Raw genomic sequence first — 21,189 nt, 5'->3', positions numbered from 1 at the left:
TCTGTCTCAGTTTTGACTAGCCATTTGCTGGAGGGCGACTCGTCCACGTCGGACCTTGGCGAGGATCGTTTCGGCGGTGGAGGTCCAGACGAACGGTTTGGGGTCGTCGTTGTGTACGCGCAGGTACTCCTCGATCGCGGTGACGAGGTCGGCGACGCTGTGGCACACGCCGCGTCGGATCATCTTGTCGGTCGGTTCGGCGAACCAGCGCTCGACCAGGTTCAGCCAGGATGGGGACTGTACAAATAGCGGCTGATCGACCGATCAAGAGAGAGACGCCAGATGACGACCGAGACCCTGTGGGGCAAGCGGCCGCCGAGTCGGCCGGTGCGGACACGGATGCGCAGTTGATCGCGATGCTGGTCGACCGGGCTCGTGGCGATGGGCTGCAGCTGACCGGCGAGGGCGGGCTGTTGCAGCAGCTCATGGAGCGGGGCCCTGGAGTCCGCGCTGGATGGTGAGATCACCGACCACATCGGCTACGACAAGCACGACCGGGCGGGTCGGGGTAGCGGGAACACTCGTCACGGCAGCCGGACCAAGACTGTGCTCACCGACGTCGGGCCGGTCGAGGTCCGGGTCCCACGCGACGCCGCCGGGACGTTCGAGCCGCAGATCGTGCGCAAGCGGCAGCGGCGTCTGTCCGGCGTCGACGACATGGTGCTGTCGTTGTCGGCGAAGGGCCTGACCCACGGCGAGATCAGCGCCCACGTGGTCGTGGTCTACGGGGCCGAGGTGTCGAAGCAGACCATCTCCACGATCACTGACAAGGTGATGGAGGGGATGGCCGAGCGGCAGAGTCGGCCCCTGGATCGGGTGTATCCGGTGGTGTTCATCGATTTCATCAACGTCAAGATCCGGGACGGTCAGGTCGCGAACCGGCTGATCTACGTCGTCATGGCGGTCACCGTCGACGGGCACCGTGACATCGTCGGGATCTGGGCCGGTGACGGCGGTCAGGGCGCGAAGCACCGGCTGCAGGTGCTCACGGAGCCTTTCCGAGTAACGGTTGGTGGCGTTGTGTGATCACCTCGTGCGGCGGGTCGATGTGGAGCAGGACCAGCCTGTTTGAAGCAGCCCAACGACCGGGTCCCGGCGCGGGTGCCGAGCCGTTGCCGTTCGGCGTGTAGGAGGCCGGACAGAAACGACACGGTCGCCTCGCGTACGGGCAGGATGGCGGCATATGTGACGCTCATGGCGACGCAGAACCTCGATGACGGTGATCCCGGGAAGGACCATCTTCATACCGGGGTTCTGCGTCTTCTCGTTGCACCGCAACGGATCCGGGCGCGTCGTTAACCCTTACTCGGAAAGGCCCAGTGGAGGATCAGCAGGGGGTCAGCTGCCAAGTCACCCTCGTCACGTTGACCGGTATATACAGGTCGCCCCCGGTCCCGCCGGCAGGAGCGCAGTTCTTGAAGGGAATCGACGAGCCGAAAGTGAACCCGGATATTACGGCGTCGCGGCCTGTGCCGTTGTAGAAGTTGAATCCCTGGATGCTGCCGGTCCACTCGCTGTTGATCGTCAGAGACGGCGTCTCCACGGGACCCTGCGGCGGGTGATTCCAGTTGGGCCAGATGCAGAGCATGCCCTGCGGGCAGTTCCCGGACCCCCAGCCTTGTATCGACACTCCGGGTGCTGCAGCCGAGGCGGCGGGGGCGGTGGCCAGCACGCCTGCGACGGACGCGGCGATGGCGATGGATTTCAACAGCACGGTTTCCCTGCCTTCAGATCGATGCTTATCGTTGTGAATTTAAGCTACCGGCGGAAAACTGACAGGTCAAGCATCTGAACCGACGTGGTCCGGGCGGGTCACCTGGAAGCTGGCGTCCACCTGGGTCTGATGACCATTGAGGTAGTTCAGGGTGGTATCTGTTGGATGGCACCACGGCCTGCCAGCATCCGATCATCGCCCACGGTGGAGCCGACCGTGATCTCACCCGACGGCGCCACTGTGGAACGACGGCCGACACCGTCCGGGCCGGCCGGCGACCGGGGAGCAGACGCACCGGTCTAGGTCGTGGGGCACGACCTGCGTTCGCCCCAGCGGCACCACCAGGACCGGCCGTCGGGCCTCAGGCGGACGGCGACCCGCGACACCGTCACTTACCAGCAGTAGCGCAGGTCGAGCACAGCAGCAGTTCAACAAGGCCCACAACGAGGTCCGCGCCATCGGCGAACGCGGGAACTCCCTGCTCAAGACCCTTAAGCGCTGCGCACCGTCAGCCTGTCTCCCTGGAGCATTGGCCGGATCACCGCTGCCGCCTTGGTCCTGCTCCACGTCGACCACCGCCGCACGACGTGATCACACGACGCCCCCAACCGTTACTCGGAATGAGCCGCGACCCGACCGACACCGGCCGGCGGCATTGGACGATGCGCTGGAAGGCCCCGCTGAACGCCTTCCAGATCGCCTTCGAGGGTCGGCTCACCCCGGCCAACGCCTGACCACCTCAACAACCAAGTTCAGCCGTTAACTTGACAGACCCGACTTCCATGGTGAGTTAGTCGTCAGTCGGCCTGGTCAATCGTTAATGGGGAATCTATGAGTACTTTTGCGCGCTCGAAGGCACGCATGCTCGCCGCGGTCGCGGTGGGAGTGTCGGCCAGCACATTCATCGTGTCGCCTGCATTCGCGAACTCCGTTAGTTGTGTCGTCAGCGGTCCGCTCTCGGGATCTTGCGTGGCCGACTACATTCCGGCGAACGGGTCCGGGCACTACCTCAACTACAATGTCTGTACGCCATTTCAGGGTGGCGAATCATTCAAGATCCGCGACTGCTACAACGGGAATGTCGTCAAGTTGGGGAGCGTGTCCTATTTCGGGTGCACCAGTGGGAGGGTGAACGGCCTCTACGCGATGTACCGCCTGGAAATCGAGCGCACCCCTTACGGATCAGGCAGCATCAGCGACTGAGTCGACGGCATGGATTTTCTCCGCACGCGGGGTGGGCGCAGCCTTCACCCTGCGTGCGGCGCCGGCAACTACGTCAACGACCGCCGGGTGACTGGTTCATCGACCCGGGGGCGAGCGTCAGGACTTCGACCGCACACCAAGATCATCGTTGGCTGCCAGCTCCTGCACCATCACCTTGGTGAGCAGGCCGAGCCCGCCCTTTCGCGGCGCAGTACGCCGACGAGCCGACCCGGAGGCGTGCTCGTGCACGCTGGTGACGCTGATGATCCGGCCACCCCGACCGGCCGCGCGCATCCGCCGGGCGGCCCGCTGCGAGCACAGGAACGGCGCGTCGAGAGCCCTCGTATCGTTCGGGCATGTCCGCGCACTACCCGCGTACGGCAGTCGCAACCGGGCGGACGACCCCGACTCGCCCGGCGGTGTCGTCGGACCCGGTGGCTAGCCGCCGCGACGCGACGGCCGCGGCCCGGCTCCGGCCGTGGGTGACCCCTTCCGCGCACGGTCCGTGCACATGGTGGACGAGTGCGACATCAAGGTGTGCCGGGAAGCCGTGCACGACTACCGCAGCGCGCACGGCATCGACGCGGCGATGAAGCCCATCGACGACAACGGCGTCTCCTGGCGGCGCTGAGGGCTCGTCCCACCGGCGCGGGCCGACGTCAGCCGCGCCCGCGCCCGGTACTGGTGCGGTAGAACACCGCGATCAGGATGGCCCTGACGGTCACGTGCATCAGGCCGAGCGCGACGCGCGTGGCCGGTGCCGTGCCGGGCCCGGTGAGGGGCAGCATCGACAGGCCGAGCGCCACGGACCGCGACGGCCGCCCACACCACCCGCGCCCGGGTGGTGAATCGCTCCAGCGCCGCGAGAAGGCCCCAGCCGAGGAGGCTGACGAAAAGGCTCAGCAGGATGACCGCGGGAAGCCCGATCTCCTGGGAGCGGCTGCCCGAGCCGTCGGTCTCCACCAGCCGGTGCCCGAACTCTCACGCGCTCACGATCCAGATGAGGGTGGGCGTTGCCACCGCGGCGGCGACCGCGAGGGCACGCGCGCGTCGCCGGGAGCGCACCGGTGTGGTGGCGGCCGGAATCTGGGCGCTGATGGCACTACCTTCTTTCGTCATCGCTGGCCTCCGAGGAACGCTTTTCGGCGCTCATGCCGTCTCCTCCCGGTCCACCGCGCCGTGCAGGAACAGGTCGACGAGGTCCGCCGCGCCGATCTTCGCGTCGCCGCGGGCGAGGAACCGGCCGCGGCCGAACGTCAGGCTGAGGAAGACCTCCGCCAGCGTGCCGGCCGGGTGCCGCAGGCGGTCGTGCTCCGGCTCGAACAACTCGGAGATCGCCTCCCGGGTGGGGTCGGGACGCCCGCGTTCGGCGCCGCCCTCGTCGGCCGTGCCGCCGCCGTCGACGGGTGCCCGGCCGCGCTGCAAACCGGTCGCGTGCAGCGCCGAGATGACGGCGCCCATCCGGCCGAGATAGCCGTCGAGCGCCTCGCCGGCTTCGACGAGGCGCTCGGCCAGCGGCAGCTCCAGCGAGATGGAGCGCAGCTCCTGCAGCAGTGTCGTGCTGTCCATCGCCTCGGCCACGCAGGCTTGCAGCAGCTCCTCCTTGTCGGTGAAGACGCGGAAGACGGTGGCCTCCCCGATGCCAGCCGCGCGGGCGATCTGCTGGGTGGTCACGGCACTTCCGTACTCCGCGACGAGGGGGAGCGCCGCCTGGATGACTGTCTTGCGCCGTTGCTCGGGCGTCATGCCTGGGGCGCGGGTGCGCGCCCGTGAAGCTCGGGGACCAGTTTCCACGGCCCTCAACCTGCGGAGTGAGTACTCACTCTGCCAAGCAACCCGCCGTCCGGCGGCGATCAGACGGCCGCGGATGCTAGGCGGTGAACGCGAGGCCGAGGCCAAGGGCCAGGAAGCTGCCGGCGGCCGTGTGCCGCAGCAGCGCGGTCAGCCGGGGCCGGGACAGCACCCGGGTGCGTAACGCGTCGGCCAGCACTGCGTACCCGGCGAACACCAGCAGCGTGACAAGCATGAACACCAGGCCGCAGGCGAGCATGCGCAGGGCGGCGGCGGGCACGTCCGGTGGTACGAACTGCGGCAGGAGAGCCGCGAAGAACACCGTCACCTTCGGGTTCAGCAGGTTCAGCAGCACCCCGTCGCGGAACACCGCGGACGCCGGGCGCGGCATCCGGTCGCCGTTCACGGCGAAGGCGGTCCGGTCGCGCAGCGCCGCCCAGGCCATCCAGAGCAGATACGCCACGCCCAGCCAGGTCACGATCCGGAACGCCGGGGTGCCGGCGCGCAGCAGCGCGGCCAGGCCGGTGACCGCGGCGATCACGTGCGGGACGAGGCTGAGCGTCGCTCCGGCGGCGGCCGCCAGACCGGCGCGGCGCCCGGCGGTGACGGCGGTGGCGAGTGTGTGCATGACCCCGGTGCCCGGGGTGACCGCGACGACGATTGCGGTAAGCAGAAAGGCGATGGTCACGGTCCCAGCCTGTGACCATAATGGTCCGATGGACAGGGCCAAAGCCGCCGTTTCCAAGAGGTCCAAATCGGCTGGCGCGGACTTCCTCCAGATGGACGTCGGCGAGGCGCCGCCCGGCGGCCGCGCGGACTGGCTGGCCGCCCGGCTGCGCTCGGCGATCGCCGACGGCCGCGCGCCGGTCGGCACCCGCCTGCCGCCCAGCCGGGTGCTCGCCGCCGAGCTGGGCGTCTCGCGCGGCGTGGTGACCGAGGCGTACCAGCGGCTGGGCGAGGACGGCCAGGTCGCCGGGCGCGGCCGGGCCGGAACCGTCGTGGTGGCCACACCCGCCGCCGCGCGCGCCCGGCCGCCCGAGCCGAGGAGAGCGCCGGAGGTGTTCGCCGGACGGCCCGGCCTCGACGTCTTCGAGGCGCTGCGCGCCGCCCCCGCGCGGGTGGACCTGACGCCGGGCGTACCCGATCTGGCGGCCTTTCCCCGCGCGGCCTGGCTGCGGGCCGAGCGGGCCGTGCTGCACCGGGCGACACCCGCCGCGCTCGGCTACGGCGACCCGACCGGCACGCCGGCGCTGCGACTGGCCGTCGCGAACTGGCTGGCCCGCAACCGGGGCATCCGCGCCGACCCGGCCGAGGTGGTGGTCGTGGCCGGGGTGTCCCAGGCGCTCGGCCTGCTCGCGCGGGTGTTGCACGAGCGGGGTGCGCGCACCGTCGCGGTGGAGGACCCGGGCTCGCTCGGCGTGCGGCAGCACCTGACGTACGCCGGGATGGCGACGCCGCCGGTGCCGGTGGACGACCGGGGCCTGCGCGTGGACCTGCTCGCGCGTTGCGGCGCGCCGGCCGTGCTGCTCACCCCGGCGCACCAGTTCCCGACCGGGGTGGTGCTCGACGGTGAGCGGCGTCGCCGGCTGCTGCGGTGGGCGCGCGACGGCGGACTGGTGCTGGAGGACGACTACGACGCCGAGCACCGGTACGACCGGCCGCCGGTGCCGGCGCTGCGCGGCATGGCCCCGGACCGGGTCTGCTACACCGGCAGCATCTCCAAGCTGCTCGCGCCGGCCCTGCGGATCGGGTGGACGCTCGTGCCGCCGGCGCTGCACGCGGACGTGGTGGACGCGAAGCGGACGGCGGATCTGGGCAACGCGGCGCTGCCGCAGCTCGTGCTGGCCGAGCTGATGGAGTCGGGCGCGCTGGAGCGGCACCTGCGGCTGCTGCGCCACCGGCACGTACGCCGCCGGGACGCGATGATCCGGGCGGTCCGCGCGTACCTGCCGGGGGCGGTGGTGCACGGCGCCGCCGCCGGGCTGCACCTGATGGTCACGCTGCCCGGCGACGTGGACGACAGGGCGCTCGCGGCGGAGGCGCTGCGCCGGGGCGTCAAGGCCCACCCGCTGTCCTGGCACGGTCAGCGCCCGCAGCCGCCCGGCCTGGTCCTCGGATACGCGGCCACCCCGCCCTCCGAGATCGACCGAGCCCTCTCCACAGTGGCCGAGGCCCTCCACGCCCTCCCCTGACCCACCCACCCCGCCCCCTCCGCCCCTCCGCCGCACCCACCCGCCTCGGTGATCAAGGAGTTTGTGTCCGGTACGGAGATCATTTCGGACACAAACTCCTTGATCAACGGGGGAGAGACGGGGAGGGCGGGACCGGCGGGAGAGGCGGGACGGGCGGGGGTGGGGGGTGGTAGAGGGCGGCCAGGGCGGTGGCGGTTTCGGCCAGGCGGGCGCGCAGCTCTTCCGGGGACAGGACCTCCACATCGGCGCCGAGCCGCAGCAGGTCGCCGTGGGCGTGGGTGAGCGACTCGATCGGGATGACCGCGCGCACCCAGCCGGTGTCGTCGGGCGGGCCGGCGCTCGCCTCGGCGGCGGCCACCACCACGTCGCTGCCGATCTCGCGCAGCCGCGCGAACCCGCGCGGCGACAGCCGGATGTGCGCCTCGTCGCGGTGCAGGCCGGCCCGGAACTCCACCACGTGGGCGCGCCACCAGGCCGGCAGGTCGAACTCCGGCCGCTCGAACCGCTCGTCCAGCGGGCTCAGGCCGAGGATCTGGTTGACCCGGTAGGTGGCCGGCTCGGCGCGATCGGGCCGGGCGGCCACGAGATACCAGCGCCCGCCCTTGAGCACCAGCCCGTACGGTTCGAGCACCCGGGTCGTCTCGCCGCGCCAGCCGCGGTAACGCACCCGGATCCGGCGCTCGCGCCACACCGCCTCGGCCGCCTGGGCCAGGTACGGCGACGGGTCGCCGTCGGAGTACCAGCCTGGCGTGTCCAGGTGGAACCGCTGTTCCAGCCGGGCGGCCCGGTCGGCCAGCGGCGCGGGCAGCGCGGCCCGCAGCTTGAGCTGTACGGCGGCGACGACCGACTGGTAGCCCAGCTCGGCGGCCGGTCCGGGCAGCCCGGCGAAGAGCAGCCGGTCGGCCTCCTCGGCGGTCAGTCCGGTCAGCCGGGTCCGCCAGCCCTCCACGAGCCGGTAGCCGCCGTCGTGTCCGGCCTCGCCGTACAGCGGGATGCCGGCGGTGTGCAGCGCCTCGACGTCCCGGTAGATGGTGCGTACCGACACCTGGAGGCGGGCGGCCAGGTCGGCGGCGGTGAGCCGGCCGTGCGCCTGCAGGAGCAGCAGGATTGACAGGAGTCGGCTGGCCCGCATTCTCCTGACACTAGCTGTCAGGGGACCGCCTCTACCGTCCCGATCATGGCTTTCCACGACAAGGAGCTGATTGTGCCGGGGGCGATCGAGGTCGCCGGCCGGCACGTCAAGCGTTACCACATCGACCAGCCGGACCGCCGCCTCGAACCACGTGTGGTCGACGCCGCGTACGCGTACCTGCCGAAGCTGCTGCCCGCCCCGGACGGCACCCCGCCGGCGAGCTGGACGGTGCTGCACCGGGGCGCGGACAGCGGCGCGTACCTGCTGGCGTACAGCTGGTTCTTCGACAACGTGGTCGAGTGCCGCATCGCGATCGCCGGCCAGCCCGCGCTGAACTGCCCGGACGACGACCCGGCGCGCTTCGTGGACCTGGACCGCCCCGGCGTGGGCTGCGTCTGGGAGCTGGGCGTGCTGGAACACGAGCGCGCCGCCTGGATCCGGCACGTGCTCGCTCCGGACGAGCCGGACCTGGCGGGCTACCTGGCCGACGCCCGAGCCGAGGGGCCGGTGGGGCGCTGATGGGCGACTTCGACTTCCTGGCCGGCGCCTGGGACGTGACCAACCGGCGCCTGCGGCAGCGGCACGTCGGCAGCGACGACTGGGACGAGTTCACCGGCGTCAGCGAGGCCCGCTCGTTCTTCGACGGCGCGGGCAGCTTCGACGAGATGCGCTGCCCCAGCCGGGGCTTCTCCGGCTCCACGGTGCGCATCCTGAATCCGTCGACCGGGCTGTGGTCGATCTACTGGATGCACAGCCACCGCGGCGTGCTGGAGCTGCCGCCGGTGGTGGGCCGGTTCACCGATGGTGTCGGCGAGTTCCACGCCGACGACACCGACGAGGCCCGCCCGGTGCGCTGCCGGTTCCTCTGGTCGGAGATCACCCCGGTCTCCTGCCGCTGGGAGCAGGCGTTCTCCACAGACGGCGGGCACGCCTGGGAGACCAATTGGATCATGGAGTTCCGGCGGACGGCATGACCGGCGGGGTGGTGGTCCGGTAGATCGCGGTCAGCCAGACGTCGAGCAGCACGTCCACCACGTCCCGCTCGGCCACCGCCGGGCCGTCCCCGGCGAACGTGGCGTACCAGACGCGTTCGTTCATCGAGTTCAGCGCGATGGCGAGGTCCCGGGCGGGCAGCCCGTCCGGGGCCGCGCCGCGCGCGCGTTCGGCCTCGATCGCGGCCTGCACCGCGCGGACCCAGCGTTCCAGCACCTCGGCCCAGAGCCGCCGCACCTCGGCGTTGGTGCCGCGTACCTGGGCGCAGGCCAGCACCACGTCCCGGTGCCCGCCGAACGTGGCGTGGAACCGGGCGATCAGCTCCCGCCAGCGGGCGCGCGGGTCCTCGGCGAGCCGGTCGAACACGCCGCCGGCCGCCGCGTCGGCCTCCTCGGTGACCCGGTCCAGCAGGGTGAGCAGCACCGCGTCCTTGGACGGGAAGTAGAAGTAGAAGGTGGGACGGGAGATGCCCGCGCCGCGCGCCAGGTCGTCGATGGAGATGTCGCCGAACGCGCGCTGCCGCAGTAACCGCTCCGCGGTGGCGAGGATCGCGGTCTCCCGCTCGTCGCCGGTGGAGCGGCCGGCCCGCCGCCCGCGGCTGGGCGCGGCGCCGGCCGGCGTACGGGCGGTGGTCATGTCGGCTGATGCTACACCCGCTCAACACCCTGTCGATTAAGCTCGACACGGTGTTGACTGCGCTCGACGGCCATGGATAGGGTCCGTCCACCGCCGGTGCGAACGGGAGAAGCGATGGCCGCAGACCACGTCGACGTCCTCATCGTCGGTGCCGGCCTGTCCGGCATCGGCGCCGCCGTCCACCTCGGACGCGAATGCCCCGGCAAGACCTACGCGGTGCTGGAGGCCCGGGGCGCCATCGGCGGCACCTGGGACCTGTTCCGCTACCCGGGCATTCGCTCCGACTCCGACATGTACACCCTCGGCTACTCGTTCAAGCCGTGGACCGACCCGAAGGCCATCGCCGACGGCGACGCCATCCGCGCGTACGTGCGGCAGACCGCCCGCGAGTACGACGTGGAACGGCACATCCGCTTCCACCACCGGGTGGTGCGCGCCGACTGGGACAGCGCCACCGCACGCTGGACGGTCCACGCCCGCCGCGACGACACCGGCGAGGACGTCACCCTCACCTGCGGGTTCCTGTTCACCAACTCCGGCTACTACCGCTACGACGAGGGCTACACGCCGCGCTTCCCCGGCGTCGAGCGGTACGCCGGCACGCTCGTGCACCCGCAGCACTGGCCGGCGGATCTGGACTACACCGGCAAGCGGGTCGTGGTGATCGGCAGCGGCGCCACAGCCGTCACCCTCGTGCCGGCGATGGCCGAGCGGGCCGCCCACGTCACCATGCTCCAGCGCTCACCCACGTACGTGATCGCGCTGCCGTCGCGCGACCCGTTCGCCGACGTCGCGCGGCGCTGGCTGCCCCCGAAGGCCGCGTACACGGTGGCCAGGTGGAAGAACGTCGCGCTCGGGGTGGCCAACTTCCAGCTCAGCCGCCGCGCCCCGGGCGTGGTGACGCGGTTCCTGCGCCGGGCCGCGAAGGGCCGGCTGCCCGCCGGCTACGACGTCGACAGGCACTTCTCGCCCCGGTACGACCCGTGGGACCAGCGGCTGTGCGTGGTCCCGGACGGGGACCTGTTCTCGGCGCTGCGTGCCGGGCGCGCGTCGGTGGTCACCGACACCATCGGCACGTTCACCGAGCACGGCATCCGGCTCGCCTCCGGCGAGGAACTGCCCGCCGACGTCGTGGTCACCGCCACCGGCCTGAACCTGCTCGCGCTCGGCGGCATGACACTGGCCGTCGACGGCGCCGAGGTCGACCTCGCCTCGACGGTGGCCTACAAGGGCATGATGCTTTCCGGCGTGCCGAACTTCGCCATGACGATCGGCTACACGAACGCCTCCTGGACGCTCAAGGCCGACCTCGTCGCCACGTACGTCTGCCGGCTGCTGCGCCACCTCGACGAGACCGGCCAGCAGATCGTCACGCCGCTCGCCCCGGACACCGACGACCTGGCGCCGATCATCGACCTGAAGTCCGGCTACGTGCTGCGCGCCGTCGACCAACTGCCCAAGCAGGGTCCGCGCGCGCCGTGGCGGCTGCACCAGAACTACCCCCGCGACGTACGCCTGATGCGGCGCGGCCCGCTCACCGACGGCGTACGCTTCGCGCGCGCCGGCGCACCCGTCCCGGCCGCCACCACCTCGGGAGGAACCGATGCGTGACCTCGTCTTCCCCGGCGGCACGGCCGTGCTCACCGGCGCGGCAGGCGGCATCGGCGCGGCGCTGGCCCAGGGCCTGGCCCGGCGCGGCGCCGACCTGGTCCTGCTCGACCGCGACGCCGACGGCCTGGCCGCCACCGTGGCCGCGATCCGGGCCGCGTACCCGGACCGGCAGGTCCAGACCCACGTGGTCGACCTGGCCGACGCCGACGCCACCGACCGGGTCGCCGCCGAGATCCACCGCGCGCACCCCCGGATCCGGCTGCTGATCAACAACGCCGGTGTGGCCCTGGGCGGGCGCTTCGACGAGGTCACCCTGGAGGAGTTCCTCTGGGTCATCGAGATCAACTTCCGGGCGGTGGTGCGCCTGACCCACGCGCTGCTGCCCGCGCTCAAGGCCGAACCCGGCGCCCACCTGGTGAACGTGTCCAGCCTGTTCGGGCTGATCGCCCCCGCCGGGCAGGCCGCGTACGCGGCGAGCAAGTTCGCCGTGCGCGGCTTCACCGAGGCGCTACGGCACGAACTCGTCGACGACGGCATCGGCGTCACCTCGGTGCACCCGGGCGGCATCCGCACCCGGATCGCCGCCAGCGCCCGCGTGGGCAGCGGCGTCTCCCGGGAGGAGTACGAGGCCGGGCGCAAGCAGTTCGAGAAGCTGCTGACCATCGACCCGGCGGTCGCCGCCGAGGTGATCCTGCGCGGGGCGCAGCGACGCCGCGGCCGGGTGCTGATCGGCTGGTCGGCGAAGCTGCCCGACCTGCTCGCCCGCGTCGCACCGGCCGGGTACGGCAGGGTGCTGGCCCTGGGCATGCGCCGGCGTCCGGCCCGCCCCGGCGCCGCGCCCGCGACGCCGCCCGCCGTCCCGGCCCGGCCCGCCGCCGGGGCGCCCGTCGTCGCGACCGGCGCCGCCGTGCCGGTTCCGTCTCCCCGGACCGTCGAGGAGACCGCGCCGGAGCCCGGGCGCCGGGCGTGACGCTCGCCCTGCCCCCGGCCGGCGAGCGCACCGTCGACGGGCGGCGCGTGCGTTGCCGGATCAGCGGCGACGGCCCGCCCGTGGTGCTGCTGCACGGCATCGGCCGTACCCTCGACGACTTCACCGCCCTGCACACGGCGCTGGCCCGCGACCACCTGGTGCTCGCGGTGGACCTGCCCGGCCACGGCGGCTCCGCGCCGCTGGACGGCCCGCACACGCTCCCGGCGCTGGCCGCCGCGGTGGCCCGCTTCCTGGACGTGGCCGGGGTGACCGGCTCGGCGCACCTGGTCGGCAACTCCCTCGGCGGGGCGGTGGCCATGCGCCTGGCCGCCGACGCGCCGCGCCGGGCGGCCAGCCTGGCGCTGCTCAACAGCGCCGGCTTCGGCCGCGAGGTGACGGTGGCGCTGCGGCTGCTGGCGGTACGCCCGCTGGCCCGCCTGCTGCTGCGCCCCGATCCGAGGATCATCCGCCGGACCGAGCGGGCCATCTTCTACGACCCGGCGTACGTCAACGACGAGCGGATCGCCCTCGCGCTCGCCGTGGCCGGGCAGCCGCACGCGGCCCGGGTGATGCGGGAACTGGTCCGCGACCTGGGCACCTGGCGTGGGGTCCGCCCGCGGTGGCGCACCGACCTGCTCGACGCGGTGGCCGCGCTCGACCTGCCCACGCTGCTCGTCTGGGGTGAGCGCGACCTCATCCTTCCCGCCGCGCACCTGGCGTACGCCCGCACCCGGCTGCCGGGTGCGCGCAGCCACCTGTTCCGCGACACCGGGCACATGCCGCAGATCGAGCGGACCGCCGAGGTGGAGACGCTGCTGCGGGAGCTGTGGGCCTGACCGTGGCCCGCGCCACTGTCCCGGCCCGCCCCGGACCGCCCGGGTGGCCCGGGGAGCAAGCTTAGATACATGACGCATCCCAGCCGGACCGCGCTGTCCGCCGCCGAGCGGGCGTACCGGCACCTCAAGCAGGCCATCCTGGAACAGGTCTACCCGGGTGGCCAGCTCGTGAGCGAGGGTGAGATCGCCGAGGCGACCGGTGTGTCCCGCACACCGGTCCGGGAGGCGCTGCTGCGGCTGGAGACCGAGGGCCTGGTCAAGCTCTACCCGAAGCGTGGCGCGCTGATCCGGCCGGTGTCGGCCCGGGAGATCGCCGACGTCATCGAGGCCCGCCGGCTGGTCGAGCTGCACGCCGCCGAGCGGGTCTGGAGCCGCCGCGCCACGCTGCGCGCCGACCTGGCCCGGTGGCTGGAGGAGATGCGCCGCGCGCACGCCGCCGGTGACATCAGCGCGCTGATGGACGCCGACCGCTCGTTCCACGCCGCGGTGGTCGAGGCGGCCGGCAACGAGATCCTGGCCGAGCTCTACCACCGGCTGCGCGACCGGCAGCTGCGCATGGGCGAGGCGAGCTTCCGGCTCTCACCCGGCTGGGCCGAGGTCGCCCTGACCGAGCACGCCGGTCAGCTCGCCGCGCTCGACGGCGACGACCCGCAGGCGTGGCGCGACGCGGTCGCCGGGCACATCGACACCGCCGCGCGGATGCTCGGGACGCTGCGGTGAGCGTGTCCCGCCGGCCCGCGGCCCTGGTGTACGCGGTGGCGCTGACCGCGTACCTGACCGCCGTGTTCCACCGCAGCTCACTCGGCGTCACAGGGGTCGACGCGGCGGAGCGGTTCCACATCAACGCCTCCGCGCTGGCCACGTTCTCCGTCGCCCAGCTGGCCGTCTACGCCGCCATGCAGGTCCCGGTCGGGGTGCTGCTGGACCGCTACGGCTCACGCCGGCTGCTGCTGGCCGGCGGCGTGCTGATGGTGGCCGGGCAGCTCGTCTTCGCGGTCGCCACCGACGTGCCGGCCGCCGTCGCCGCGCGGGTGCTGGTCGGCCTCGGTGACGCGATGACGTTCATCAGCGTGCTGCGCATCGTGGCGTTCTGGTTCCCGGGCCGGCGCAACCCGCTGCTGGTGCAGCTCACCGGCACCGTCGGCCAGCTCGGCGCGGTGCTCGGCGCCGTACCCCTGGTGCTGTTGCTGCACCGCGCGGGCTGGACCCCGGCGTTCCTGACCGCCGCGGCGCTCGGCGCGACAGTGGTGCTGATGATCCTCGTCGCGGTACGCGACACCCCGCACGCCGAGACCGCCACAGCGCTCGCCCCCGACCTGGCGACCGTGCGGCGCCAGCTCGCCGAGGCATGGGCCGAGCCGGGCACCCGGCTGGGCCTGTGGACGCACTTCGTCACGCAGTTCTCCGGCTCGGTGTTCGCGCTGCTGTGGGGCTATCCGTTCCTGGTGCAGGGACAGGGCTTCTCGCCCACCGCGGCGGCCGGGCTGCTCACCGTGATGACGCTGGTGACGCTCGGGTGCGGGCCGGTGCTCGCGCACCTGTGCGGCCGCTACCCGTTCCACCGCTCGGTGCTGGTCTTCGCCATCACCGCCGCCACCGCCGGGATGTGGGCGGTGGTGCTGGCCTGGCCCGGCCGGGCGCCGAACGCGTTGCTGGTGGCGCTCGTGGTGGTGCTCGCGGTGAACGGTCCCGGCTCGATGATCGGGTTCGACTACGCCCGCACGTTCAACCCGGTGCACCGCATCGGCAGCGCCACCGGCATCGTCAACGTCGGCGGTTTCGCCGCCTCGATCGTGCTGATCCTGGCCGTCGGCCTGGTGCTCGACCTGGCCACCCCGGCCGGTCACGACGCGCCGCCGCTGTCCGCGTTCCGCTGGGCGTTCGCCGTGCAGTTCCTGCTCTGGGCGCTTGGCGCGGCGCAGGTGCTGCGCTACCGCAACGCCGCGCGCCGGATCGCCGCCGACCGGGCCGCCGCGACGGCCGCGGCGCCCGTCTGAGGACGCGGACGGACCAGTGGTACGCGGGCGCGTCAGCGCCGGTGCCGCACCAGCGAGTCGAGCACCAGGGTCAGCCCCGCGCCGAGCAGCCACACGTCCTTGGCCAGCCCGATGCCCTCCTGGCTCGGCCGCAGGCTGCTGCCCTCCCGCATGCCGGGCGTCTTCAAGTAGAGCTGCACCAGCCCGGCGCCGAACGCGGTGAGCGCGGCCCCGGCCAGCAACGACGGCACGAACGGTGCGAGCAGCGCCGCGCCGAGCGCCGTCTCGCCGCGGGACAGCAGCACGGCGAATCGGTCCGGCGGGATCTGCCGCAGCTGCGGCATCGCGCCGACCGCCATGCCGTGCATGCCCGCGGCGGCCTCACCCTCCAGGCCCCGCTTGCCCAGCCCGGAGTTCAGGATGTACGCGCCGATGGCGACCCGCAGCGGCGCATGCGACAGCCTCATGATCACTCCCGTCCCACCTGGTAGAACCGGCACACCGGGTACCCGGTCATGACCAGGACAATCCGGCGGGCTTCATTGGTTCGCGCGTCATGATCAGCGGTAGGTTCGGGGTGCAGAAGTACGCAACAAGGGAGGCACTGTGAGCCAGGAAGTCCGGGGAGTCGTGTCGCGGCGCAAGGGCGCGCCCGTGGAGGTCACCACCATCGTGGTGCCGGACCCGGGGCCGGGCGAGGCGGTGGTCCGCATCCAGTCGTGCGGCGTCTGCCACACCGACCTGCACTACCGCGAGGGCGGCATCAACGACGACTACCCGTTCCTGCTGGGCCACGAGGCAGCCGGCATCGTCGAGCAGGTCGGCGACGGCGTCACCGACGTGGCCCCCGGCGACTTCGTGGTGCTCAACTGGCGCGCGGTCTGCGGCCAGTGCCGGGCCTGCCGCCGGGGCCGCCCCTGGTACTGCTTCGCCACCCACAACGCGACGCAGAAGATGACGCTCACCGACGGCACCGAACTGACCCCGGCGCTCGGCATCGGCGCGTTCGCCGAGAAGACGCTCGTGCACGCCGGGCAGTGCACCAAGGTCGACCCGTCGGCCCGGCCGGCGGCCGTCGGCCTGCTCGGCTGCGGCGTGATGGCCGGTCTCGGCGCGGCCATGAACACCGGCAACGTGACCCGGGGCGACTCGGTCGCGGTGATCGGCTGCGGCGGCGTCGGCGACGCGGCGGTGGCCGGCGCGGCTCTGGCCGGCGCGACCACGATCATCGCGGTGGACACCGACTCCCGCAAGCTCGACTGGGCGCGCAAGTTCGGCGCCACCCACACCGTCAACGCCTCCGAGGACGACGCGGTGGAGGCCATCCGCGCGGCCACCGGCGGCTTCGGCGCCGACGTGGTGATCGACGCGGTCGGCCGTCCGGAGACCTGGAAGCAGGCGTTCTACGCCCGTGACCTGGCCGGCACCGTGGTGCTGGTCGGCGTGCCCACGCCGGAGATGACGGTCGACCTGCCGCTGCTCGACGTCTTCGGGCGCGGCGGCGCGCTCAAGTCCAGCTGGTACGGCGACTGCCTGCCCAGCCGCGACTTCCCGATGCTGACCGAGCTGTACCGGCAGGGCCGGCTGGACCTGGACGCGTTCGTCACCGAGGAGATCGCCCTCGACCAGGTCGAGGAGGCGTTCAACCGGATGCACCACGGCGACGTGCTGCGCTCGGTGGTGGTCTTCCCGTGACCGCCCGCGTCGACCACGCCGTCACCTCCGGCACGTTTTCCCTGGACGGCCAGACGTTCGACGTCGACAACAACGTCTGGGTGATCGGTGACGACGCCGAGTGCGTCGTTCTCGACGCGCCACACGACGTGGCGGCCATCCGCGAGCTGATCGGCGACCGGTGGGTGGTGGCGATCGTGGCCACCCACGCCCACGACGACCACGTCCGGGTCGCGCCCGAGCTGGCCCGGGCCACCGGCGCGCCGGTGCTGCTGCACCCGGCCGACCGGGTGCTGTGGGACATGGTGCACCCGGACACGGCCCCGGACGGCGAGCTGACCGACGGGCAGACGATCACCGTCGGCGGGACCACGCTGCGGGTGCTGCACACGCCCGGCCACAGCCCCGGCGCGTGCAGCCTGTACGCCCCCGACCTGGGGGCGGTCTTCACCGGCGACACGCTGTTCGCCGGCGGGCCGGGCGCCACCGGACGGTCGTACAGCGACTTCGGCACCATCGTCGAGTCGATCCGCACCCGGCTGCTCACGCTGCCCCCGGAGACGGTGGTGCACACCGGGCACGGCGACGACACCACGATCGGCGCCGAGGCGCCGCACCTGGACGAGTGGATCGCCCGAGGCCACTGAGGACCTCCCGCCCGCGCGGGCCCGGCCGGAGCAGTCCGGTCCGGGCCCGCGCGGCGTTTCCGTGCCCGTCCGCTCCGGACGGGCACGGAAACCGTGTGGCCGCGCGACGTCGCGTCCGGTGATACTCGGGCCCGTGCCCGTCGCCACCCTCACCGACGCCCAGTCCGCCGCGCTGCGTCACGTCTGCGACGTCGCACTGCGCGACCGCCCGGCGGCGCTCGCCGTCATCGCCGGGCACCTCGCCGCCTCCGGCGCCACCTACCGGTACGAGGAGGTCGTCGCCGCGATCACCGGGTACGGGCGGCTGACGCTGAACTTCCACCCCGACCGGGTGCTGCGGGGCGGCCGTACCGTCGTCGAGGCGCTCGAGGAGGAGGGCGTCTACCGCAGCCAGTTCGAGACCGGCGTCTCCAACGGCGGTCTGACCGCGTACCCGGGTGGCGACCGGGACGTGTGGGAGCAGGCGATGTTCGGCGGCGCGTACCAGCGTCCCGGCGTGCTCCCGGCGGAGCGCCCGAAGTACGGCGGCCTGAACCTGCTCGACCACGCCGACGGCGCGTGCCCCCGGTTCGGCTCCTGCCACCTGCGGCTGCGCCCGGAGGCGCTGGCCCGGGCGACGTTCAGCTTCGGTGACAGCCACATCGGGCCCACCGAGTTCGGCACCGTCGACGTCTTCGAGCCGGTGTTCGCGGCGCTGCTGACCGCGACCGCCGGTACCGGCGTCGCCCTGGGCGCGCCCGGCATGGACACCGGCGCGCTGCTGCGGACGCTGCTGGGCCGCCGGGAACAGGAGTCCGGGCGGGTCGGCCGCGCGCTGGACGACTACATCGAGGCGCAGGTGCACGGCGAGATCAACCTCGCTCGCGACGTCGAGGCGCTCGTCGTCGACCCGTCGTTCCGGGACACGGACGTGGGACGGCGCCTGGCCGGGATCGCCGGACGGCACGGGCTGACGCTGTACTACCACCCGGGCTTCGTGCTGCCGGTCGACGGGGTGGACGCCGAGTTCCGCGGGCCGGACATCCCCCCGCTCGCCGTGCGCGTGCACGCCGAGTTCGCCCGCCCGGGGCAGCCGCTGCACGCCGAACTGATCGGCCGCGCAGCCGCGTCGGTGGTACGCGAGCCGCAGCGCTGGGCCGACCGGGGACCGGCCGAGGTCACGCTCCAGCACCTCAAGCAGCTCTGGCACGTGCTGGTCCGGTTCGGCGTTCCGGCCTGATCGTCCCGCTCTGCCGCAGGCACGACCCTGCTGCCCGGAATCGCGGGTGACATGGACCGCAGCCTCGGCACTGCCCGGCATTTCCGGAATGACCGACACTGCGGGCTCGTTGTGTCCCCCATACCGTCGGAACCGAAACACCTACCCGGCGGTAGTCCCCCGAGGGGCGCTCATCCCGGAGCGCGTCGTAACGATCGAAAGGGCAACCATCGTGAAGCAACACTTCACTCGATGGCTCCCCGCCATCGCGAAGACCGCCGTGGCGAAGACCGCCGTCGCGAAGACCGTCGCCGTCGCCAAGAACCGCCGTGCCGTGCTGAGCGTGGCGGGTGTGGCCGTCCTGGGCGGCCTGGCCGTCGGCCCCACCGCCGTGGCCGCGCCCGTGACCAGCGGCCCGCACGCCGGCGCCAAGGCCGCCATCGACCTGGCCACCGGCAAGAAGACCGCCACCGAGGCGGTCAAGCCCGGCCAGACCACCGGCAGTGACAAGGTGCCGACCAGGGCCGGCCGCCCGGCCAAGGAGAAGCTCGTGCCGCACGGCGTCGAGGGCGCGCAGTCGCGCATCCCGCTCGACGACGCGCAGTTCGACAACGCCAAGGCCATCGTCGAGGCGGCCAAGGAGACGGGCGTGGGGGAGCGGGGCGCCGTGATCGGCGTCGCCACGTCCCTGCAGGAGTCGAAGCTGTACAACCTGGGTCACCTCGGCGCGTACAACGACCACGACTCCGAGGGCCTGTTCCAGCAGCGCCCGTCGTCCGGTTGGGGCACGTCCGAGCAGATCACCGACCCGGAGTACTCCAGCAAGGCGTTCTTCGGCGCGCTGAAGAACGTCGGCGGCTGGCAGGAGCTGCCGCTGACCGCCGCCGCGCAGACGGTCCAGGTGTCCGCCTACCCGTACGCGTACGCGCAGTGGGAGGAGCAGGCGGCGGACATCGTCCAGCAGGTCTGGTGACCCGACATCCCTGGAGAACGGCCGGCCCCTCCGGGGCCGGCCGTTCTCGCGTGGGCGGATCTCGTCGATCTTGGAGTTGTGGCACCTCGCAGACCTCGGATAACGGACATCCTGGGCGCCGCAACTCCAAGATCGACGGGGGAGGGCGGACCTGTGGGCGGGCCAGGTCGACGGCTGGCAGGACATGCCGCTGACCGAGGCCGCGCAGACCGTGCAGGTCAGCGCCTACCCCGACGCGTACGCGCAGTGGGGGAAGCAGGCCGCCGAGATCGTCGCCGAGCACTGGAACAAGTAAGACCTGACGAAAGGCCGGCACCCGATCCGGGTGCCGGCCTTTCGTGTGCCCTCAGCCGTTGTGCGCGGCGAGCCACGACAGCACCGGTTCGACCACCGACGGGTCCAGCGGCTGCTTCGCCTCGTCCCGGTACGCCCGCAGCGACGGTGGGCCGGGCTGGCGGCGCAGCACGTGGGTGACGTCCGGCAGCACCCGGGTCTGCGTCGGCCCGCCCGCGTGGGCGGCGACGACCGGCAGGTCGGCCGGATCGGTCTGGAGGTCCTTGTCGCCGGTGAGCGCGAGGATCGGGGCGTCGACGCGGGCCAGGTCCGGCCGGGGGTCGTAGCGCAGGAACTCCCGGAACCAGCGGGCGTTGAGCCGCTGCCCGCCGACCCACGCCACGTCCTTGTCGGTGGCGAGGATCTTCTCGTGGTTGCGGGCCACCTTCGCCACCAGGTCGGTGCGGGTGAGCCGGAGCACCAGACGTACCGGCGCGGGCAGGGTGGGCAGCAGCCGTCCCGCCTGCCAGCGCAGCACCTCGGCGCCGGTGCGGCCGGGCGCGGAGAGCAGGACCAGACCGGCCATCGGTACGCCGCGCGCGGCGAGCGCGATCGCGGTGAGCGCCCCCTCGCTGTGCCCGATCAGGAACATCCGCCCGGCGTCCAATGCCGGGTCGTCGCGCAGCGCGGCGAGCACGGCGGCCGCGTCGTCGACGTTGTCGTGGAAGCCGGTACGCATGAACTCGCCGGTGCTCTCGCCGACGCCCTGCCGGTCGTACCGGGCGACCGCGAAACCGGCCCCGGTGAGCGCTGCGGCCAGGTGCCGCTGGATGCCCAGCGGCAGGCGGCGGTGGTCGCCGTCGCGGTTGATCGGTCCGGAGCCGGGCAGCAGCAGCGCCAGCGGGTGCGGTCCGGCGCCGTCGGGCAGCGTGAGCGTGCCGGACAGCCGCTGCCCGGCCGAGTCCACGGCGAGCGGGCGGTCGATCGTCACCGCAGCACCGCTGCGGCCAGCGCGTCGGCGTCGTCGGCGCCGATGAGCAGGGAGTCGTACGCCTGGCCGGTGAGGGTGATGCGGACGGCCGGCTGGCCGCCGCGGACGCTGACGAACTCCTTGCCGGCCCTGCCGCGCCAGGTGCCGACGTTGCGCGTGCGGGGGATGCCGAGGCCGGGGGCCCGGATGCCGCGGGTGGCGCGCGCCCCGTCGGGCACGACGACGGCGCCGCTGACGGCGGCACGGGGGAACGACAGGTCGCCGCGCAGGGCCCAGATCTTCTCCGCGGTGGTGAGCCGGACGTCGACGCGGTCGGGGGTGAGGTCGATGGTGGCCATGGGCGAACTCCTCGCTTCTGTTATCGTCAGTGAGAACATTA

At 72.7% G+C, this 21,189-nt stretch carries 24 protein-coding genes and 4 pseudogenes; 16 read left to right on the top strand and 12 right to left on the bottom strand.

Annotated features, from left to right (window positions below; all coding sequences use genetic code 11):
• Nucleotides 1-6 precede the first annotated feature (6 nt).
• A pseudogene (locus FHU28_RS19995) lies at nucleotides 7-237 on the bottom strand (IS630 family transposase); the annotation flags it as partial.
• A gap of 119 nt (nucleotides 238-356) precedes the next feature.
• Here FHU28_RS19995 and FHU28_RS19990 point away from each other — a divergent pair.
• Nucleotides 357-993, top strand: a pseudogene (locus FHU28_RS19990) (IS256 family transposase); the annotation flags it as partial.
• A gap of 334 nt (nucleotides 994-1,327) precedes the next feature.
• On the opposite strand, the gene FHU28_RS19985 reads toward FHU28_RS19990, so the two are convergent.
• Nucleotides 1,328-1,714: a hypothetical protein gene (locus tag FHU28_RS19985; protein ID WP_184686055.1), complete on the bottom strand. Its 387-nt coding sequence runs from the start codon at nucleotides 1,712-1,714 to the stop codon at nucleotides 1,328-1,330.
• 451 nt (nucleotides 1,715-2,165) lie between these two features.
• Here FHU28_RS19985 and FHU28_RS19980 point away from each other — a divergent pair.
• Together FHU28_RS19980 and FHU28_RS19975 are read left to right on the top strand one after the other, a co-directional pair.
• A pseudogene (locus FHU28_RS19980) lies at nucleotides 2,166-2,305 on the top strand (IS5/IS1182 family transposase); the annotation flags it as partial.
• Nucleotides 2,306-2,683: 378 nt separating this feature from the next.
• Nucleotides 2,684-2,917, top strand: a complete 234-nt coding sequence (locus tag FHU28_RS19975; protein ID WP_184686054.1) for a hypothetical protein — start codon at nucleotides 2,684-2,686, stop codon at nucleotides 2,915-2,917.
• Between the two features lie 117 nt (nucleotides 2,918-3,034).
• Here FHU28_RS19975 and FHU28_RS32760 read toward each other — a convergent pair whose 3' ends face one another.
• Nucleotides 3,035-3,166: a hypothetical protein gene (locus FHU28_RS32760; protein ID WP_260413068.1), complete on the bottom strand. Its 132-nt coding sequence runs from the start codon at nucleotides 3,164-3,166 to the stop codon at nucleotides 3,035-3,037.
• Nucleotides 3,167-3,395: 229 nt separating this feature from the next.
• Between FHU28_RS32760 and FHU28_RS19970 the strand changes: the two genes are divergently transcribed.
• Nucleotides 3,396-3,548 (top strand): TylF/MycF/NovP-related O-methyltransferase, encoded by a 153-nt coding sequence (locus tag FHU28_RS19970; protein WP_184686053.1) that lies wholly within the window; start codon nucleotides 3,396-3,398, stop codon nucleotides 3,546-3,548.
• A 28-nt stretch (nucleotides 3,549-3,576) separates the two neighbouring features.
• On the opposite strand, the gene FHU28_RS19965 is transcribed toward FHU28_RS19970, so the two are convergent.
• From FHU28_RS19965 to FHU28_RS19955, 4 genes and pseudogenes are all read right to left on the bottom strand, one after another.
• Nucleotides 3,577-3,723, bottom strand: coding sequence for a DUF6069 family protein (locus FHU28_RS19965; RefSeq protein WP_184686052.1), 147 nt, complete (start codon nucleotides 3,721-3,723; stop codon nucleotides 3,577-3,579).
• Between the two features lie 16 nt (nucleotides 3,724-3,739).
• Nucleotides 3,740-3,880, bottom strand: a pseudogene (locus FHU28_RS33275) (DUF6069 family protein); the annotation flags it as partial.
• A 186-nt stretch (nucleotides 3,881-4,066) separates the two neighbouring features.
• Nucleotides 4,067-4,663 (bottom strand): TetR/AcrR family transcriptional regulator, encoded by a 597-nt coding sequence (locus tag FHU28_RS19960; RefSeq protein ID WP_184686051.1) that lies wholly within the window; start codon nucleotides 4,661-4,663, stop codon nucleotides 4,067-4,069.
• Between the two features lie 124 nt (nucleotides 4,664-4,787).
• Entirely contained in the window at nucleotides 4,788-5,396 is a 609-nt protein-coding gene (locus FHU28_RS19955; protein WP_184686050.1) for a LysE family translocator, read from the bottom strand.
• A 28-nt stretch (nucleotides 5,397-5,424) separates the two neighbouring features.
• On the opposite strand from FHU28_RS19955, the gene pdxR reads away from it, so the two are divergent.
• A complete protein-coding gene (gene pdxR, locus FHU28_RS19950) occupies nucleotides 5,425-6,900 on the top strand; it encodes a MocR-like pyridoxine biosynthesis transcription factor PdxR (RefSeq protein WP_184686049.1) in 1,476 nt (491 codons plus the stop codon).
• A gap of 103 nt (nucleotides 6,901-7,003) precedes the next feature.
• Here pdxR and FHU28_RS19945 read toward each other — a convergent pair whose 3' ends face one another.
• Complete coding sequence (locus tag FHU28_RS19945; protein ID WP_184686048.1) at nucleotides 7,004-8,032, bottom strand: helix-turn-helix transcriptional regulator; 1,029 nt, start codon at nucleotides 8,030-8,032, stop codon at nucleotides 7,004-7,006.
• 45 nt (nucleotides 8,033-8,077) lie between these two features.
• Between FHU28_RS19945 and FHU28_RS19940 the strand changes: the two genes are divergently transcribed.
• The gene (locus FHU28_RS19940) at nucleotides 8,078-8,551 is read left to right on the top strand and encodes a hypothetical protein (protein WP_184686047.1); all 474 of its coding nucleotides are present in this window, start codon (nucleotides 8,078-8,080) and stop codon (nucleotides 8,549-8,551) included.
• On the top strand, nucleotides 8,551-9,006 hold the full coding sequence (locus FHU28_RS19935) for a hypothetical protein (RefSeq protein ID WP_184686046.1): 456 nt from the start codon (nucleotides 8,551-8,553) through the stop codon (nucleotides 9,004-9,006). The genes FHU28_RS19940 and FHU28_RS19935 overlap by 1 nt, the downstream gene beginning before the upstream one ends.
• On the opposite strand, the gene FHU28_RS19930 is transcribed toward FHU28_RS19935, so the two are convergent.
• On the bottom strand, nucleotides 8,981-9,661 hold the full coding sequence (locus tag FHU28_RS19930; protein ID WP_184686045.1) for a TetR/AcrR family transcriptional regulator: 681 nt from the start codon (nucleotides 9,659-9,661) through the stop codon (nucleotides 8,981-8,983). The genes FHU28_RS19935 and FHU28_RS19930 overlap by 26 nt on opposite strands.
• Nucleotides 9,662-9,775: 114 nt before the next feature.
• Between FHU28_RS19930 and FHU28_RS19925 the strand changes: the two genes are divergently transcribed.
• From FHU28_RS19925 to FHU28_RS19905, 5 genes are all read left to right on the top strand, one after another.
• Entirely contained in the window at nucleotides 9,776-11,272 is a 1,497-nt protein-coding gene (locus tag FHU28_RS19925; RefSeq protein WP_184686044.1) for a flavin-containing monooxygenase, read from the top strand.
• Nucleotides 11,265-12,242: an SDR family NAD(P)-dependent oxidoreductase gene (locus FHU28_RS19920; protein ID WP_184686043.1), complete on the top strand. Its 978-nt coding sequence runs from the start codon at nucleotides 11,265-11,267 to the stop codon at nucleotides 12,240-12,242. The genes FHU28_RS19925 and FHU28_RS19920 overlap by 8 nt, the downstream gene beginning before the upstream one ends.
• A complete protein-coding gene (locus FHU28_RS19915; RefSeq protein WP_184686042.1) occupies nucleotides 12,239-13,078 on the top strand; it encodes an alpha/beta fold hydrolase in 840 nt (279 codons plus the stop codon). The genes FHU28_RS19920 and FHU28_RS19915 overlap by 4 nt, the downstream gene beginning before the upstream one ends.
• Before the next feature lie 69 nt (nucleotides 13,079-13,147).
• Nucleotides 13,148-13,798, top strand: a complete 651-nt coding sequence (locus FHU28_RS19910) for a GntR family transcriptional regulator (RefSeq protein WP_184686041.1) — start codon at nucleotides 13,148-13,150, stop codon at nucleotides 13,796-13,798.
• On the top strand, nucleotides 13,795-15,075 hold the full coding sequence (locus FHU28_RS19905) for an MFS transporter (protein WP_184686040.1): 1,281 nt from the start codon (nucleotides 13,795-13,797) through the stop codon (nucleotides 15,073-15,075). Before FHU28_RS19910 ends, FHU28_RS19905 begins: the two co-directional genes overlap by 4 nt.
• Before the next feature lie 32 nt (nucleotides 15,076-15,107).
• Here FHU28_RS19905 and FHU28_RS19900 read toward each other — a convergent pair whose 3' ends face one another.
• Nucleotides 15,108-15,521, bottom strand: coding sequence for a hypothetical protein (locus FHU28_RS19900; RefSeq protein WP_184686039.1), 414 nt, complete (start codon nucleotides 15,519-15,521; stop codon nucleotides 15,108-15,110).
• A gap of 139 nt (nucleotides 15,522-15,660) precedes the next feature.
• On the opposite strand from FHU28_RS19900, the gene FHU28_RS19895 reads away from it, so the two are divergent.
• From FHU28_RS19895 to FHU28_RS19880, 4 genes are all read left to right on the top strand, one after another.
• Complete coding sequence (locus tag FHU28_RS19895; protein ID WP_073829418.1) at nucleotides 15,661-16,749, top strand: S-(hydroxymethyl)mycothiol dehydrogenase; 1,089 nt, start codon at nucleotides 15,661-15,663, stop codon at nucleotides 16,747-16,749.
• Nucleotides 16,746-17,375, top strand: a complete 630-nt coding sequence (locus FHU28_RS19890) for an MBL fold metallo-hydrolase (protein WP_184686038.1) — start codon at nucleotides 16,746-16,748, stop codon at nucleotides 17,373-17,375. The genes FHU28_RS19895 and FHU28_RS19890 overlap by 4 nt, the downstream gene beginning before the upstream one ends.
• Before the next feature lie 118 nt (nucleotides 17,376-17,493).
• Nucleotides 17,494-18,594: a DUF3626 domain-containing protein gene (locus FHU28_RS19885; protein WP_184686037.1), complete on the top strand. Its 1,101-nt coding sequence runs from the start codon at nucleotides 17,494-17,496 to the stop codon at nucleotides 18,592-18,594.
• 211 nt (nucleotides 18,595-18,805) lie between these two features.
• Entirely contained in the window at nucleotides 18,806-19,546 is a 741-nt protein-coding gene (locus tag FHU28_RS19880) for a hypothetical protein (protein ID WP_184686036.1), read from the top strand.
• Nucleotides 19,547-19,892: 346 nt separating this feature from the next.
• Here FHU28_RS19880 and FHU28_RS19875 read toward each other — a convergent pair whose 3' ends face one another.
• Both FHU28_RS19875 and FHU28_RS19870 read right to left on the bottom strand, forming a co-directional pair.
• The gene (locus FHU28_RS19875; RefSeq protein ID WP_184686035.1) at nucleotides 19,893-20,810 is read right to left on the bottom strand and encodes an alpha/beta hydrolase family protein; all 918 of its coding nucleotides are present in this window, start codon (nucleotides 20,808-20,810) and stop codon (nucleotides 19,893-19,895) included.
• Complete coding sequence (locus tag FHU28_RS19870) at nucleotides 20,807-21,148, bottom strand: hypothetical protein (RefSeq protein ID WP_184686034.1); 342 nt, start codon at nucleotides 21,146-21,148, stop codon at nucleotides 20,807-20,809. Before FHU28_RS19870 ends, FHU28_RS19875 begins: the two co-directional genes overlap by 4 nt.
• Nucleotides 21,149-21,189 lie beyond the last annotated feature (41 nt).

The organism is Micromonospora echinospora (assembly GCF_014203425.1).
Taxonomy (GTDB): Bacteria; Actinomycetota; Actinomycetes; order Mycobacteriales; family Micromonosporaceae; genus Micromonospora; species Micromonospora echinospora_A.
The sequence above is the reverse complement of the archived record's forward strand: the minus strand, read 5'-3'. Positions and strand labels throughout refer to the sequence as shown.

What these genes read in the sequence shown, in the direction of transcription:
- pdxR (WP_184686049.1), top strand. Translation starts at nt 5,425, where the DNA reads ATGGACAGGGCCAAAGCCGCCGTTTCCAAGAGGTCCAAATCGGCTGGC.
- FHU28_RS19900 (WP_184686039.1), bottom strand. Translation starts at nt 15,521, where the DNA reads ATGAGGCTGTCGCATGCGCCGCTGCGGGTCGCCATCGGCGCGTACATC.
- FHU28_RS19920 (WP_184686043.1), top strand. Translation starts at nt 11,265, where the DNA reads ATGCGTGACCTCGTCTTCCCCGGCGGCACGGCCGTGCTCACCGGCGCG.
- FHU28_RS19930 (WP_184686045.1), bottom strand. Translation starts at nt 9,661, where the DNA reads ATGACCACCGCCCGTACGCCGGCCGGCGCCGCGCCCAGCCGCGGGCGG.
- FHU28_RS19910 (WP_184686041.1), top strand. Translation starts at nt 13,148, where the DNA reads ATGACGCATCCCAGCCGGACCGCGCTGTCCGCCGCCGAGCGGGCGTAC.
- FHU28_RS19870 (WP_184686034.1), bottom strand. Translation starts at nt 21,148, where the DNA reads ATGGCCACCATCGACCTCACCCCCGACCGCGTCGACGTCCGGCTCACC.
- FHU28_RS19940 (WP_184686047.1), top strand. Translation starts at nt 8,078, where the DNA reads ATGGCTTTCCACGACAAGGAGCTGATTGTGCCGGGGGCGATCGAGGTC.
- FHU28_RS19925 (WP_184686044.1), top strand. Translation starts at nt 9,776, where the DNA reads ATGGCCGCAGACCACGTCGACGTCCTCATCGTCGGTGCCGGCCTGTCC.
- FHU28_RS19960 (WP_184686051.1), bottom strand. Translation starts at nt 4,663, where the DNA reads ATGACGCCCGAGCAACGGCGCAAGACAGTCATCCAGGCGGCGCTCCCC.
- FHU28_RS19945 (WP_184686048.1), bottom strand. Translation starts at nt 8,032, where the DNA reads ATGCGGGCCAGCCGACTCCTGTCAATCCTGCTGCTCCTGCAGGCGCAC.
- FHU28_RS19935 (WP_184686046.1), top strand. Translation starts at nt 8,551, where the DNA reads ATGGGCGACTTCGACTTCCTGGCCGGCGCCTGGGACGTGACCAACCGG.